The organism is Streptomyces sp. NBC_00286, from assembly GCF_036173125.1.
Classification (GTDB): Bacteria; Actinomycetota; Actinomycetes; order Streptomycetales; family Streptomycetaceae; genus Streptomyces.
The window spans coordinates 7,950,441-7,965,641 of sequence record NZ_CP108054.1 but is presented as its reverse complement, the minus strand read 5'-3'; the positions used below and the strand labels follow the sequence as shown (position 1 = coordinate 7,965,641).

13 protein-coding genes are annotated in these 15,201 nt (G+C 68.2%); 5 read left to right on the top strand and 8 right to left on the bottom strand.

Features of this window, described 5'->3' with window-relative positions:
* Nucleotides 1-77: 77 nt before the first annotated feature.
* Complete coding sequence (locus tag OHT21_RS35960; RefSeq protein WP_328774348.1) at nucleotides 78-1,031, bottom strand: heme o synthase; 954 nt, start codon at nucleotides 1,029-1,031, stop codon at nucleotides 78-80.
* Between the two features lie 376 nt (nucleotides 1,032-1,407).
* Here OHT21_RS35960 and tkt point away from each other — a divergent pair, with 376 nt between their 5' ends.
* Genes tkt through pgl form a run of 5 tightly spaced genes read left to right on the top strand, consistent with a single transcriptional unit; the run spans nucleotide 1,408 to nucleotide 8,304 of the window.
* Complete coding sequence (gene tkt / locus OHT21_RS35955) at nucleotides 1,408-3,495, top strand: transketolase (protein ID WP_328772442.1); 2,088 nt, start codon at nucleotides 1,408-1,410, stop codon at nucleotides 3,493-3,495.
* A gap of 34 nt (nucleotides 3,496-3,529) precedes the next feature.
* Nucleotides 3,530-4,648: a transaldolase gene (gene tal, locus OHT21_RS35950; protein ID WP_328772441.1), complete on the top strand. Its 1,119-nt coding sequence runs from the start codon at nucleotides 3,530-3,532 to the stop codon at nucleotides 4,646-4,648.
* 4 nt (nucleotides 4,649-4,652) lie between these two features.
* A complete protein-coding gene (gene zwf / locus OHT21_RS35945; RefSeq protein ID WP_328772440.1) occupies nucleotides 4,653-6,191 on the top strand; it encodes a glucose-6-phosphate dehydrogenase in 1,539 nt (512 codons plus the stop codon).
* Complete coding sequence (opcA, locus tag OHT21_RS35940; RefSeq protein ID WP_328772439.1) at nucleotides 6,188-7,522, top strand: glucose-6-phosphate dehydrogenase assembly protein OpcA; 1,335 nt, start codon at nucleotides 6,188-6,190, stop codon at nucleotides 7,520-7,522. Before zwf ends, opcA begins: the two co-directional genes overlap by 4 nt.
* Nucleotides 7,519-8,304 carry a 6-phosphogluconolactonase gene (pgl, locus tag OHT21_RS35935; protein ID WP_328772438.1) on the top strand — a complete coding sequence of 262 codons (786 nt, stop codon included), beginning with the start codon at nucleotides 7,519-7,521 and terminating at the stop codon, nucleotides 8,302-8,304. The genes opcA and pgl overlap by 4 nt, the downstream gene beginning before the upstream one ends.
* Nucleotides 8,305-8,460: 156 nt before the next feature.
* Here the strand turns inward: pgl and OHT21_RS35930 are convergent, their stop codons facing one another.
* From OHT21_RS35930 to gap, 7 genes are all read right to left on the bottom strand, one after another.
* Complete coding sequence (locus OHT21_RS35930) at nucleotides 8,461-8,745, bottom strand: DUF2087 domain-containing protein (RefSeq protein ID WP_328774347.1); 285 nt, start codon at nucleotides 8,743-8,745, stop codon at nucleotides 8,461-8,463.
* 311 nt (nucleotides 8,746-9,056) lie between these two features.
* Entirely contained in the window at nucleotides 9,057-10,760 is a 1,704-nt protein-coding gene (gene pgi, locus OHT21_RS35925; protein ID WP_443050493.1) for a glucose-6-phosphate isomerase, read from the bottom strand.
* 142 nt (nucleotides 10,761-10,902) lie between these two features.
* Nucleotides 10,903-11,238: an RNA polymerase-binding protein RbpA gene (locus tag OHT21_RS35920; protein ID WP_165342602.1), complete on the bottom strand. Its 336-nt coding sequence runs from the start codon at nucleotides 11,236-11,238 to the stop codon at nucleotides 10,903-10,905.
* 215 nt (nucleotides 11,239-11,453) lie between these two features.
* Nucleotides 11,454-11,684, bottom strand: coding sequence for a preprotein translocase subunit SecG (secG, locus tag OHT21_RS35915; protein WP_165342601.1), 231 nt, complete (start codon nucleotides 11,682-11,684; stop codon nucleotides 11,454-11,456).
* 134 nt (nucleotides 11,685-11,818) lie between these two features.
* Entirely contained in the window at nucleotides 11,819-12,595 is a 777-nt protein-coding gene (gene tpiA, locus OHT21_RS35910) for a triose-phosphate isomerase (RefSeq protein ID WP_328772436.1), read from the bottom strand.
* Nucleotides 12,592-13,812, bottom strand: coding sequence for a phosphoglycerate kinase (locus tag OHT21_RS35905; protein WP_328772435.1), 1,221 nt, complete (start codon nucleotides 13,810-13,812; stop codon nucleotides 12,592-12,594). The genes tpiA and OHT21_RS35905 overlap by 4 nt, the downstream gene beginning before the upstream one ends.
* A 188-nt stretch (nucleotides 13,813-14,000) precedes the next feature.
* The gene (gene gap / locus OHT21_RS35900) at nucleotides 14,001-15,008 is read right to left on the bottom strand and encodes a type I glyceraldehyde-3-phosphate dehydrogenase (protein ID WP_328772434.1); all 1,008 of its coding nucleotides are present in this window, start codon (nucleotides 15,006-15,008) and stop codon (nucleotides 14,001-14,003) included.
* Nucleotides 15,009-15,201 lie beyond the last annotated feature (193 nt).

The following is a 15,201-nucleotide window of genomic DNA, read 5'->3' as shown; positions in this document are numbered from 1 at the left end:
GATCAAACGGCGACGGGCGGGGTACGTGGCCTTGACCACGCCCCCACCCGTCGCCGTACGAGTCGTACGAAAACGAGCTACCGGAGGAAGGGATCCACCGCCACCGCCACGAACAGCAGCGACACGTACGTGATCGACCAGTGGAAGAGGCGCATCTCCTTGAGCTTCGCGCCCACGGCCCCGTCCTTGGCGCGGGCCTGCAGCCCGTGCGCCTCCCAGAGCCAGAAGCCGCCGGTCACCAGGGCGACGGACGTGTAGAACCAGCCGGTGTAGCCGAGCGGCGTCAGCAGGAGGGAGACGGCGACCATCGCCCAGCTGTAGAGGACGATCTGCCGGGCGACGACCTTGTTGGAGGCGATGACCGGAAGCATCGGCACGCCCACGCGCGCGTAGTCGTCCCGCACCCTCATGGACAGCGGCCAGTAGTGCGGCGGCGTCCAGAAGAACATCACGAGGAAGAGGATGACCGGGGCCCAGGACATGGAGTTGGTGACCGAGGACCAGCCGATGAGGACGGGCAGACAGCCGGCGATGCCGCCCCAGACGATGTTCTGCGACGTACGCCTCTTGAGGATCATCGTGTAGACGATGACGTAGAAGAGGAGGGCTCCCAGCGAGAGCCAGGCGGACAGCCAGTTGACGGTCAGGCCGAACAGGAGAGTCGAGATGACGGCGAGCGAGATGCCGAAGACCAGGCACTCGCGGGGGCTGACCATTCCGGTGACCAGGGGGCGCTGCGAAGTGCGCGCCATAAGGGCGTCGATGTCGCGGTCGATGTACATGTTGAGCGCGTTGGCGCCGCCCGCGGAGAGGTAGCCGCCGACGCAGGTGAGGAGGACGAGCTGAAGGTCGGGCACGCCCTGCTCGGCGAGGAACATCACCGGCACGGTGGTGATCAGCAGCAGCTCGATGATCCGCGGCTTGGTGAGCGCGATGAACGCCTTGATGCGGGCCCCGAACGGCCGGTGCCTCGTGCTCTGACTCGTCTCGAGCACACCCGCAGGACGGGATTCAACGGCCGTCACGTACACCCCTACAGAGACATCCCAGCGAGCCCCGAGTGTGAACTCCGGGTAAAGGCCCGCGCGTACCACGCCACTGTAGACGTTGCCCAGACCCCGCTCTTCGCGGGGGTCGGGTCGTGTTGAAAGGGACCCCGCGAAGGGCTCGGCAGTCCTTGATTCGGCTTGATTGAGCAGTCGGATCACCGGCTGCGTATTCACGTTCATTCCCTGCCCGACCGCGGAACGCGCCGGTCAGGGAGGCGGTGCCGGAACACACCCGGCACTGTGGAATGACTCGAAAAAATGCGTGTTCCTACGGGGGTAGGCTCGACAACGGCCGGTGGGCGCGCATGTGCACCGGCATTCGACATGTGGAACATGTGGAGAGGAGCCCTGACTCAGGGTGAGCACCAAGCCGACCACCACAGACCTCGAGTGGACCGAATTGGACCAGCGAGCCGTCGACACGGCCCGCATCCTGGCCGCCGATGCCGTACAGAAGGTCGGCAACGGCCATCCGGGTACGGCGATGAGCCTGGCACCCGCCGCGTACACCCTCTTCCAGAAGGTGATGCGGCATGACCCGGCGGACCCGGAGTGGACGGGACGGGACCGTTTCGTCCTTTCCGCCGGCCATTCCTCCCTGACCCTCTACACCCAGCTGTACCTCGCCGGATTCGGCCTGGAGCTGGACGACCTGAAGGCGTTCCGCACATGGGGGTCGAAGACCCCAGGTCACCCCGAGTACGGGCACACGGCGGGCGTGGAGACGACGACCGGGCCGCTCGGCCAGGGTGTCGCCAACGCGGTGGGCATGGCGATGGCCGCCCGCTACGAGCGCGGCCTGTTCGACCCGGAGGCCGCTCCCGGCGCCTCCCCCTTCGACCACTACATCTACGCGATCGCCGGTGACGGCTGCCTCCAGGAGGGCATCTCCGCCGAGGCGTCGTCGATGGCCGGCCACCAGAAGCTGGGCAACCTGGTCCTGCTGTGGGACGACAACCACATCTCGATCGAGGGCGACACCGAGGCGGCCGTCTCCGAGGACACCGCCAAGCGGTACGAGGCGTACGGCTGGCATGTGCAGCGCGTCGAGCCGAAGGAGAACGGCGACCTCGACCCGGCCGCACTGTACGAGGCGATCGAGAAGGCCAAGGCGGTCACCGACAAGCCGTCGTTCATCGCGATGCGCTCGATCATCGCCTGGCCTGCCCCGAACGCGCAGAACACCGAGGCCGCGCACGGCTCGGCGCTCGGCGACGACGAGGTCGCGGCCACCAAGCGCGTCCTCGGCTTCGACCCGGAGCAGTCCTTCGAGGTGGCCGACGAGGTCATCACGCACACGCGCGCGCTGGGCGACCGCGGCCGTGAGGCCCGCGCCGAGTGGGAGAAGTCACTCGCCGCCTGGCGTACCGCCAACCCGCAGCGGGCCGCCGAGTTCGACCGCGTCAACGCGGGCGAGCTGCCCGAGGGCTGGGAGTCGCACCTCCCCGTCTTCGAGCCGGGCAAGGGCGTCGCCACGCGTGCCGCCTCCGGCAAGGTGCTCCAGGCGCTCGGCGCGGTCATCCCCGAACTGTGGGGCGGCTCCGCCGACTTGGCGGGCTCCAACAACACCACGATCGACAAGACGAGTTCGTTCCTGCCGCAGGGCAACCCGCTGCCGGAGGCCGACCCGTACGGCCGCACGATCCACTTCGGCATCCGCGAGCACGCCATGGCCGCGGAGATGAACGGCATCGCGCTGCACGGCAACACCCGTATCTACGGCGGTACGTTCCTGGTGTTCTCCGACTACATGCGCAACGCGGTGCGCCTGTCGGCCCTGATGCACCTGCCGGTGACGTACGTATGGACGCACGACTCCATCGGTCTCGGCGAGGACGGCCCCACGCACCAGCCGATCGAGCACCTCGCCTCGCTGCGCGCGATCCCGGGCCTGAACATCGTCCGCCCGGCCGACGCCAACGAGACCGCCATCGCCTGGCGCGAGATCCTCAAGCGCTACACCAAGGAGTTCGGCAAGGGTGCCCCGCACGGTCTCGCGCTGACCCGTCAGGGCGTGCCGACGTACGAGCCCAACGAGGGTGCGGCGAAGGGCGGTTACGTGCTCTTCGACGCAGAGGGTGGCGAGCCGCAGGTCGTGCTCATCGCGACCGGTTCCGAGGTGCACGTCGCCGTCGAGGCGCGCGAGCAGCTGCAGGCCGCCGGGGTGCCGACGCGGGTGGTGTCCATGCCGTCCGTGGAGTGGTTCGAGGAGCAGGACCAGGGGTACCGGGACAGCGTTCTGCCGCCGTCCGTCAAGGCGCGTGTCGCGGTCGAGGCCGGGGTCGGTCTGACCTGGCACAAGTACGTGGGGGACGCCGGACGCATCGTTTCCCTGGAGCACTTCGGTGCTTCGGCCGACGGCAAGGTCCTCTTCCGCGAGTTCGGCTTCACTGCCGAGAACATCGCCTCCGCCGCCCGGGAATCGATCGCCGCAGCCCAGCGCTGACGCTGACATACGACACGTAGGAGATGCATTTTCCATGACAGACGCACTGAAGCGCCTCTCCGAAGAAGGCGTCGCGATCTGGCTGGACGACCTGTCGCGCAAGCGGATCACGTCCGGCAACCTCGCCGAACTGATCGACCAGCAGCACGTCGTGGGCGTCACGACCAATCCGTCGATCTTCCAGAAGGCGATCTCGGGCGGTGACGGCTACGAGCAGCAGGTCGCCGATCTCGCCGCCCGTGAGGTCACCGTCGAAGAGGCCGTCCGCATGATCACGACGGCGGACGTCCGCGACGCCGCCGACATCCTGCGCCCGGTCTTCGACGCCACCGGCGGCCAGGACGGCCGGGTCTCGATCGAGGTTGACCCGCGCCTCGCGCACAACACGCGGGCGACGGTCGCCGAGGCCAAGCAGCTCGCCTGGCTGGTGGACCGCCCGAACACGCTGATCAAGATCCCGGCCACCCGGGCGGGCCTCCCGGCGATCACCGAGACGATCGGCAACGGCATCAGCGTGAACGTCACGCTGATCTTCTCGCTGGACCGCTACCGCGAGGTCATGGACGCGTACGTGAGCGGACTGGAGAAGGCCAAGGCCAAGGGCCTGGACCTGTCCAAGATTCACTCGGTGGCGTCCTTCTTCGTGTCCCGCGTGGACACCGAGATCGACAAGCGGATCGACGCCATGGGCACCGACGAGGCCAAGGCCACCCGCGGCAAGGCGGGCGTCGCCAACGCGCGGCTCGCCTACCAGGCGTACGAGGAGGTCTTCTCCTCCGACCGCTGGGCCACCCTCGACAAGGCGCAGGCCAACAAGCAGCGTCCGCTGTGGGCCTCGACCGGCGTCAAGGACAAGGCGTACAAGGCCACCCTGTACGTCGACGAGCTGGTCGCGCCGAACACGGTGAACACCATGCCGGAGGCCACGCTCTTCGCCACCGAGGAGCAGGGCGAGATCACCGGCAACACCATCGCCGGTACGTACGAGCAGGCCCGCGCCGACCTCGACGCGCTCGAGAAGATCGGCATCTCGTACGACGAGGTCGTCCAGCTGCTGGAGGACGAGGGCGTCGAGAAGTTCGAGGCGTCCTGGAACGACCTGCTCAAGTCGACCGAGGCGGAGCTCAAGCGCCTCGCCCCCTCGGAGGGCTGAGACCTTGACTCCTTCTCCCGGCACCGGAGCGAATCCGCTTCGTGACGCCGCAGACCGACGGCTCCCGCGTATCGCGGGGCCGTCGGGCCTTGTCATCTTCGGCGTCACGGGCGATTTGTCCCGTAAGAAGCTGATGCCCGCTGTCTACGACCTCGCCAACCGCGGCCTGCTCCCGCCGGGTTTCTCGCTCGTCGGCTTCGCCCGCCGCGAGTGGGCGGACGAGGACTTCGCGCAGGAGGTCCACGACGCGGTCAAGGAGCACGCCCGTACCCCCTTCCGTGAGGAGGTCTGGCAGCAGCTCATCCAGGGCATGCGGTTCGTCCAGGGCACCTTCGACGACGACGATGCCTTCGAGAACCTGAAGGCGACCATTGAGGACCTCGACAAGGCGCAGGGCACGGGCGGCAACTTCGCCTTCTACCTGTCCGTACCGCCGAAGTTCTTCCCCAAGGTCGTGCAGCAACTGAAGAGGCACGGCTTGGCCGACCAGAAGGACGGCTCCTGGCGGCGCGCGGTCATCGAGAAGCCGTTCGGCCACGACCTCAAGTCGGCCGAGGAGCTCAACCGGATCGTGCACGAGGTCTTCTCCCCGGACCAGGTCTTCCGTATCGACCACTATCTGGGCAAGGAGACCGTCCAGAACATCCTGGCGCTGCGCTTCGCCAATCAGATGTTCGAGCCGCTCTGGAACCGGTCGTACGTCGACCACGTACAGATCACGATGGCCGAGGACATCGGCATCGGCGGCCGCGCCGGCTACTACGACGGAATCGGCGCCGCCCGCGACGTCATCCAGAACCACCTGCTCCAGCTGCTCGCGCTGACCGCGATGGAGGAGCCCGCCTCCTTCGACGCGGACGCGCTCGCAGCCGAGAAGACCAAGGTGCTCGGCGCGGTGAAACTGCCCAAGGACCTCGGCCGCAACACGGTGTTCGCGCAGTACGCGGCGGGCTGGCAGGGCGGCGAGAAGGTCATCGGCTACCTCGAAGAGGACGGCATCGACCCCAAGTCGAAGACCGACACGTACGCGGCCGTCAAGCTGGAGGTGGACAACCGCCGTTGGGCGGGCGTCCCCTTCTATCTGCGCACCGGCAAGCGCCTCGGCCGTCGCGTCACCGAGATCGCGGTCGTCTTCCAGCGCGCCCCGCACTCCCCCTTCGACCACACGGCGACGGAGGAACTGGGCCAGAACGCGCTGGTCATCCGCGTCCAGCCGGACGAGGGCGTCACGGTCCGCTTCGGCTCCAAGGTGCCCGGCACCTCCATGGAGGTCCGGGACGTGTCGATGGACTTCGCGTACGGCGAGTCCTTCACGGAGTCCAGCCCGGAGGCGTACGAGCGGCTGATCCTCGACGTCCTGCTCGGCGACGCGAACCTCTTCCCGCGCACCGAGGAGGTCGAGCTGTCCTGGGAGATCCTCGACCCGATCGAGGAGTACTGGGAGAAGCACGGCAAGCCCGCGCAGTACCCGTCGGGTACCTGGGGCCCGGCCGAGGCGGACGACATGCTCGAACGAGATGGACGGAGCTGGCGCCGGCCATGAAAATCGACCTTACGGACACCACGGCCAGCAAGATCAACAAGGCGCTGGTCCAGGGCCGCCGGGCCATCGGCACCCCCGCCGTCGGCATGGTGCTCACCCTCGTCATCGTCACCGACGAGGAGAACGCCTACGACGCGCTGAAGGCCGCCTCCGACGCGTCCCGCGAGCACCCCTCGCGCACCCTCGTCGTCATCAAGCGCGTCTCCCGCTCGCCCCGCGACCGCACCACCTCGCGGCTCGACGCCGAGGTACGGGTCGGCGCGGACGCGGGCACCGGCGAGACGGTGGTGCTGCGGCTGTACGGCGAGGTGGTCGACCACGCGCAGTCGGTGGTCCTCCCCCTGCTGCTGCCGGACGCGCCGGTCGTCGCCTGGTGGCCGGTGAACGCGCCGCTCGACCCGGCGAAGGACCCGCTGGGCGCCCTGGCGCAGCGCCGCGTCACCGACACCTACGCCGCCGAGCAGCCCGTACGGGAACTCGGTGCCCGCGCCGACGCCTACACCCCCGGCGACACGGACCTGTCGTGGACCCGCATCACGCCCTGGCGTTCGATGCTGGCCGCGGCCCTGGACCAGGTCACCTGCGAGGTCACCGCGGTCGAGGTGGAGGGCGAGGAGTTCAACCCGAGCTGCGAGCTGCTCGCGATGTGGCTCGCGGACCGGCTCGACGTCCCCGTCAAGCGCTCGCTGTCCTCCGGGCCCGGTCTCACCTCCGTCCGGATGGCCACCAGCTCCGGACCGATCGTCCTGGACCGCGCCGACGGTTCCCTGGCCACGCTGTCCATCCAGGGCCAGCCCGACCGGGCGGTGGCGCTGAACCGCCGCGACACGGCCGAGCTGATAGCGGAGGAACTGCGACGGCTGGACCCGGACGACACGTATGCGTCGGCGCTGCGGTTCGGCGTGGAGCGGCTGGGTAGCGGGGGCTTCAAGTCCGGTTCGCTCGTGGGGGGTTCCGCGGGCGGGTGGGCTGAGGGCTCCGAGGGCGGTGCCTCCGGGGGCTCGGCTGCTCCGGCAGTGGGGTCCCGGGCGGCGGCCTTCCGGGCCGGGGTCTCTGGAGCCGCTGAGTCTGCGAGTTCGGCGGATTCTGCGGCGGGGGCTTCCGAGGCTGGGACTTCCGTGACCTCGGGTTCTGCGGCCAGGGCCCTCGAAGCCGGGCCCTCCGGAACGGGAGCCTCCGAGACCGGGGCTTCCGGATCTGGAGACTCCGACGCCGGGGCTTCCGCTACGGAGGCACCGGCCGAGGCGTCCGCCCAGGAGCCGGCGAAGGAGGCGGACAAGGCGGCTCCGGCCACGCCTGCCGACCTGGCCAAGAGGGTGGCGTCCAAGTGAGCACCGCGCCACAGCTCGTCGTCCATCGCGACAAGGAACTGATGGCCCAGGCCGCCGCGGCCCGGCTCATCACGAAGATCGTGGACGCACAGGCCTCCCGGGGCTACGCCTCGGTGGTGCTCACGGGCGGGCGCAACGGCAACGGCCTCCTCGCGGCGCTGAGTTCGGCACCCGCGCGGGATGCCATCGACTGGGGCCGCCTGGACCTGTGGTGGGGTGACGAGCGGTTCCTGCCCGAGGGCGACCCGGAGCGCAATGTCACCCAGGCCCGCGAGGCGCTCCTCGACTCGGTACCCCTGGATCCGCACCGCGTGCACGCCATGCCCGCGTCGGACGGCCCGTACGGCAAGGACGCCGACGCGGCGGCGGAGGCGTACTCCGCCGAACTGGCCAAGGCCTCGGGCCCCGAGAACCATGGCACCGTCCCCACCTTCGACGTCCTGATGCTGGGCGTCGGCCCGGACACTCACGTGGCATCGCTCTTCCCGGAGCTCCCCGCCGTACGCGAAACCGACCGCATGGTGGTCGGCGTACACGGCGCGCCCAAGCCCCCGCCGACCCGTATCACGCTGACCCTGCCCGCGATCCGGGCGGCTCGCGAGGTATGGCTCCTGGCCGCGGGCGAGGACAAGGCAAGGGCAGCGGCCATCGCGCTCTCGGGAGCGGGCGAGATCCAGGCGCCGGCGGCGGGCGCGTACGGCCGCTCGCGCACGTTGTGGCTACTGGACGCGCCGGCAGCGTCCCAACTGCCGCGGTCGCTGTATCCACCGGCGTCGCCCTGAGCAGTCGGTGCGGTCCGCGACCCTAACCGGTTCGGTCCCCGCGCCCCTAGAAGGAGGCCGCAGGCCTACCTTCTAGGGGCGCGGGGCTGTGTCGATTTGCGGCTCCGCCGCGTGGGCGCGACCAGCCACAACGAACCCGCACGTTCAAACCGGCCCTCAAAGCGGAGCGCTAACGCGCCGATAGTTGCTGCCGTCCCGCTCACGCACAAGCAACCCGTTCTCCACGCAATACCGCCGCAACGCCGACGTATCGTCATGCACAGTACGAAACGCCGCGTTGACCTCGGCCTCGGAGTAGCCACGCTCACTCTCGAAGAGCGTGCCCGTCAGATGCGCAAGCAGCTCACGCCGTACAGCCGGCCGCACCGGAATCGCGGTCAGCCGGCCCTGCGCGAAGAACCCCACGAGCCGACGCGGAACCCCGGGATGCGCCTCCTCCACGGGCCGGGCGCGCCAGAACACGGCAGGATCGGCCCGCAAGGAGCCGTCAGCCATCCGCTCAACAAGCCCCGCGGCGATCAGCCGCCCCAGGTGCTTGCGCACCACGGCGGAGTCCTGATCGCCCGGCGGCAGCTGGTCCAGCACGATGCGGGCATACAGCCGCTGGCGTTCGGGATCCGCGAGTGCGGCAAGCAACTGGTCCATGAGGTCCTCCTGGCGGGTGACAGCGCCGAAGCAGTGTCACCCGCCGGGAGCGGGCGGCGCATCCGATTAACGGAGCCGCGCAAGCCCTCGGCCCGAGCCACCCCGGCTCAACGCCCGCGCATCTCCCGGTACTTGGCAACCAGCGCCTTCGTCGACTCATCAAGGCCCGGCACATCCGCCCCCTCGGTCAGCGCCGGTTCAACGCGCTTGGCAAGCACCTTGCCCAGCTCGACGCCCCACTGGTCGAAGGAATCGATATCCCAGACGGCGCCCTGCACGAACACCTTGTGCTCGTACAGCGCGATCAACTGGCCGAGCACCGAGGGCGTAAGCTCGCGCGCGAGGATCGTGGTCGTCGGATGGTTCCCCTGGAACGTCTTGTGCGGCACCAGTTCCTCGGGCACCCCCTCCGCACGCACCTCGTCCGGCGTCTTCCCGAAGGCCAGTGCCTGCGTCTGCGCGAAGAAGTTGGCCATCAGCAGATCATGCTGGCCGACAAGCCCCGGCAGCAGATCCGCGACCGGCTCGGCGAACCCGATGAAGTCGGCCGGGATCAACTTCGTGCCCTGGTGGATGAGTTGGTAGTACGCGTGCTGCCCGTTGGTCCCCGGCGTGCCCCATACGACGGGCCCGGTCTGCCACTCCACGGGCTCGCCGTCCCGCCCGACGGACTTGCCGTTGGACTCCATGTCCAGCTGCTGCAGGTACGCCGTGAACTTGGACAGGTAGTGGGAGTACGGCAGCACCGCGTGCGACTGCGCGTCATGGAAGTTGCCGTACCAGACCCCCAACAGACCAAGCAGCAACGGGACGTTGGACTCGGCGGGCGCCGTACGGAAGTGCTCGTCGACCAGCCGGAAACCGTCCAGCATCTCGCGGAACCGGTCAGGACCGATCGCGATCATCAGCGAAAGCCCGATCGCCGAGTCGTACGAGTACCGGCCGCCGACCCAGTCCCAGAACTCGAACATGTTGGCCGTGTCGATGCCGAAGTCCGCCACCTTCTCGGCATTCGTCGACAAAGCCACAAAGTGCTTGGCGACGGCGTCCTGGTCCGCCCTCAGTTCGGTCAGCAGCCAGTTGCGCGCCGAGGTCGCGTTGGTGATCGTCTCGATGGTGGTGAAGGTCTTCGAGGCGATGATGAAAAGCGTCTCGGCCGGGTCGAGGTCCCGTACCGCCTCGTGCAGATCGGCCCCGTCCACGTTCGACACAAAGCGGACGGTCAGCTCCCGGTCGGTGAAGGCCCGCAGCGCTTCGTACGCCATCGCCGGACCCAGATCCGAGCCGCCGATGCCGACGTTGACGATATTGCGGATGCGCTTGCCGGTGTGCCCCCTCCACTCGCCCGAGCGGACGCGGCCGGCGAAGTCGGCCATCTTGTCGAGCACCGCGTGCACACCCGGTACGACGTTCTCGCCGTCGACCTCGATGACCGCGTCGCGTGACGCGCGCAGCGCGGTGTGCAGCACGGCGCGGTTCTCGGTCGTGTTGATCTTCTCGCCGCGGAACATGGCGTCCCGAAGCCCGAATACATCGGCCGCTGCGGCCAGTTCACGCAGCAGTCGCAGTGTCTCGTCGGTGACCAGATGCTTGGAGCAGTCGACGTGCAGATCGCCGACCTGGAGTGTGTATCCGGCGCCGCGCCCCGGATCCGCGGCGAACAGCTCACGCAGCCGCACCTCGCCGAGTTCCTCACGGTGCTTGGCCAGAGCGGTCCACTCGGGCTTCTGGTTGAGCCGGGTACGTCCCACCCGTCTCCCACCACCACCCTTATACGGAGCGCTTCGCGCGTACCCCTCTTCTGCATTCATCTCGGACTTCAGCCTCTTCTTTCGTAGCTGTCCTGCTGCGTACGTTGCCCCGCTGCCGGTCCCAACCTAACGGAGCAGGGCTTTATGCCACGCAACAGCTCCGGCCGCGCACCCGTGGGTGCCCGGCCGGTTCTCTCAAGTCCTAGATTTCGCCCCGCAGTTTGGCGAGCGCCTCGGCGAGAATCGCCTCGCCGTCCGCGTCGCTGCGCCGCTCCCGTACATACGCCAGGTGCGTTTTGTACGGTTCGGTGCGCGGCGGGTCCGGCGGGTTGTCCCGGTCCTGTCCAGCCGGAAAGCCGCAGCGCGGGCAGTCCCAGGTTTCGGGAACCTGCGCGTCGCTGGCAAAGCTCGGCTGCGTCTCGTGCCCGTTGGAGCACCAGAAGGAGACACTCAGGCGCGGCGCGGACTCGCCGCGCTCGGCCTCGCCCATCGGCCCCGCCCCGACCCGGCTTCCTCGGATCGCGTTGCCACTTGCCACGGTCGTAACTCCCTGCGTAATGGTGCCGCGAAGCGAGTCGGCGTGCCGCTTCGCTGCGAGCGCCTCAGTCTACGTAAGGCCCAACGCGCGTCTAGTGACGGGAGTTACACCCCACCCCCAAGACGCAAGCCCCATGATAGGCCGCGCTCGCGAGCACGTACCGGACATGGGGCTTTATGCGAAAGATGCGCTGCCGTACCGACGTCAGCTGCTGATCAGTTGGTGACCTTCATCAGGATGCCGAGCACGACGATGCAGGCGGCCCACAGCAGACCGACCACGACGGTGATGCGGTCGAGGTTGCGCTCGGCGACCGAGGAGCCGCCGACAGACGACTGCATGCCGCCACCGAACATGTCGGAGAGGCCGCCGCCCTTCCCCTTGTGCATCAGCACCAGCAGCATCAGCAACAGGCTGAAGACGATCAGGGCGATCGAGAACCCCATAACCACGGCTGGACCAACTTCCTCGGACTTGTACGGACGACGGGGGCCGGAGCTCCGTGAGAGAAGCCACCCGGCCCCCGCAAGGGTACGACGTATCGCCGCCGACGCCTACTTACCGGTCACCGGACCGGTGCTTACTGGTCGCGGAACCGGACGATCTTGACGAACTCGTCGGCGTCCAGCGAGGCGCCGCCGACCAGGGCGCCGTCGATGTCGGGCTTCGCCATGATCTCGGCGACGTTCCCTGCCTTCACTGAGCCGCCGTACTGGATACGGACCTGGTCGGCCAGCTCCTGCGAGTACAGCTCGGCGAGCTTGCCGCGGATCGCCGCGCAGACCTCCTGGGCGTCGTCGGCGCCGCAGACCTTGCCGGTGCCGATGGCCCAGACAGGCTCGTACGCGATCACGATGGATTCGACCTGCTCGGCCGGTACGTCCTTGAGGCCACCCTCGACCTGCGCGAGCGTGTGCGTGACGTGGTTGCCCGCCTCGCGGACCTCCAGTTCCTCACCGACGCACAGGATCGGCGTGAGGCCGTGCTTGAAGGCGGCCTTGACCTTGGCGTTGCAGAGCTCGTCGCTCTCCTTGTGGTACTGCCGGCGCTCGGAGTGGCCCACGGCCACGTAGGTGCACTTGAGCTTGGCCAGCATCGGGGCGGAGATCTCGCCGGTGTAGGCGCCGGAGTCGTGCGCCGAGACGTCCTGGGCGCCGTATTTGATCTTGAGCTTGTCGCCGTCGACCAGGGTCTGTACGGAGCGCAGGTCGGTGAAGGGCGCGAGGACGGCGACCTCGACGGCCTCGTAGTCCTTGTCGGCCAGGGCGAAGGCGAGCTTCTGGACGTGGGCGATGGCCTCGAGGTGGTTGAGGTTCATCTTCCAGTTGCCGGCCATCAGCGGCGTACGAGTGGTCATGCGGGGTCGTCCTCCAGTGCGGCGAGGCCGGGGAGCGTCTTGCCCTCGAGGTATTCGAGGGAGGCGCCGCCACCGGTCGAAATGTGGCCGAAGGCCGTCTCGTCGAAGCCCAGGATGCGAACCGCCGCGGCGGAGTCGCCACCGCCGACGACCGTGAAGGCCGGGGAGTCGAGAAGGGCTTGGGCGACCGACTTGGTGCCCTCGGCGTAGTCGGGGTGCTCGAAGACGCCCATGGGACCGTTCCAGAAGACGGTGGCGGCGTCGGCGAGCTTCGAGGCGTACAGCTTGCGGGACTCCGGACCGATGTCCAGGCCCATCTGGTCGGCCGGGATGGCGTCCGCGGCGACGGTGGTGGGGTTGGCGGGGGCGTTGGTCTTCAGGTCCGGGAACTCCGTGGAGACCAGCACGTCGACGGGGAGGACCAGCTCGACGCCGGTCTTCTCCGCGCGCTCGATGTACTCCTTGACGGCCGGGATCTGGTCCTCCTGAAGGAGGGAGGCGCCGATCTCGTACCCCTTGGCCTTGAGGAAGGTGTACGCCATGCCGCCGCCGATCAGCAGCCGGTCGGCCTTGCCGAGGAGCTGGTCGATGACGGCGAGCTTGTCGGAGACCTTGGCACCGCCGAGCGCGACGACATAGGGGCGCTTGACGTCCTCGGTGAGCTTCTTCAGGACACCGACTTCGGTGGCGATGAGGTGGCCGGCGTAGTGCGGCAGGCGCGCCGGGAGGTCGTACACGGAGGCGTGCTTACGGTGCACCGCGCCGAAACCGTCGCCTACGTAGACATCGGCCAGGGCCGCGAGCTGGTCCGCGAACTCGCCGCGCTCGGTGTTGTCCTTCGACGTCTCACCGGCGTTGAAGCGCAGGTTCTCGATGACCGCGACCTGGCCGGGCTGCAGGCCGTTCACGGCGTCGTGGGCGGCGGGGCCGACGGTGTCCTGCGCGAACGCGACGGGCGCGCCGAGGAGTTCACCGAGCCGCTCGGCGGCGGGCTGCAGCGAGAAGGCCGGGTCCGGGGCTCCCTTGGGACGGCCCAGATGCGAGGCGACGACCACCTTGGCACCCGCCTCCGCGAGGGCCTTGACGGTGGGCAGGACGGCGCGGATGCGCCCGTCGTCGGTGATACGGCCTTCGGCCAGCGGCACGTTCAGGTCGGCGCGTACGAAGACACGCTTGCCGTCGACCCCTTCGACGAGAAGTTCGTCGATCGTCTTCATTGAGTGACTCCTGGGTGGGGCTCTGATGTATTGCCCGCGAATAGATCAGCCATCAATTGAGGCACCACGACGGCGAGCAACCAGGTCCGCGAGAGCGGCGGCGATTTAGCCGCAAAAGGGGGACCCGGGCAGCACTTTCTTGTGCTGCCCGGGCCCTGTGCTCACATCGAGGTGCCGTGCTCTGGGACTTAGAGCTGGCCGCCGACGAAGACCGTGAGGTCCACGAGGCGGTTGGAGTAGCCCCACTCGTTGTCGTACCAGCCGAGGATCTTCACCGACTTGCCCTCCTGAACCATGGTCAGGGAGGCGTCGAAGGTGCAGGAGGCCGGGTCGCCGACGATGTCCGAGGACACGATCTCGTCCTCCGTGTAGTACAGGTAGCCCTTGAGCTCACCGTCGGCGGCCTTCTTGAAGACCGCGTTGACCTCGTCCTTGGTGACCTCGCGGGAGAGCTCCACGACCAGGTCGGTGGCCGAGCCGGTCGGGACCGGGACGCGCATCGCGATGCCGTCGAGCTTGCCCTTGAGCTGCGGAAGGACCAGCGCGGTGGCCTTCGCGGCACCGGTGGTCGTCGGGATGATGTTCTCGGCGGCGGCACGGGCGCGGCGCAGGTCCTTGTGTGGGAAGTCCAGGATGCGCTGGTCGTTCGTGTACGCGTGCACCGTCGTCATCAGGCCCTTGACGATGCCGAAGTTCTCGTCGAGAACCTTGGCCATCGGCGCCACACAGTTGGTGGTGCAGGAAGCGTTGGAGATGACGTGGTGGTTGGCTGCGTCGTACTTGTCCTGGTTGACGCCCATCACGATGGTGATGTCCTCGTCCTTGGCCGGAGCCGAGATGAGGACCTTCTTGGCGCCGCCTGCGATGTGCTTCTCGGCGTCGGCCTTCTTCGTGAAGATGCCGGTCGACTCGATGACGATGTCGACGCCCAGCTCGCCCCACGGGATGTCGGAGGGGTTGCGCTCGGAGAGCACCTTGATCGTCTTGCCGTCGACCGTGATGGTGTCCTCGGTGTGGGACACCTCGGCCTTCAGACGGCCCAGAATGGTGTCGTACTTCAGCAGGTGAGCGGTGGTCGCGGTGTCACCCAGGTCGTTGACAGCCACGATCTCGATGTCTGCACCCTGCTCCAGCAGCGCGCGGAAGTAGTTACGACCGATGCGGCCAAAGCCGTTGATGCCTACGCGGATCGTCACGAACCGATCTCCTCGTTGGTACGCCGGTTCAGATGCCGGCGAGTTGTATGGGATGTCCCCGACCGCCTACGACCCTACCTCCCTGAGGCCCCCAGAGTGACATCCGAGTGCCCATACACGGCACCGCGGTCAGTACCCACCAGTAGGGGTACGGACCGCCCGGGCTTCGACGCCCATAGAGGCGTAGGGAGTT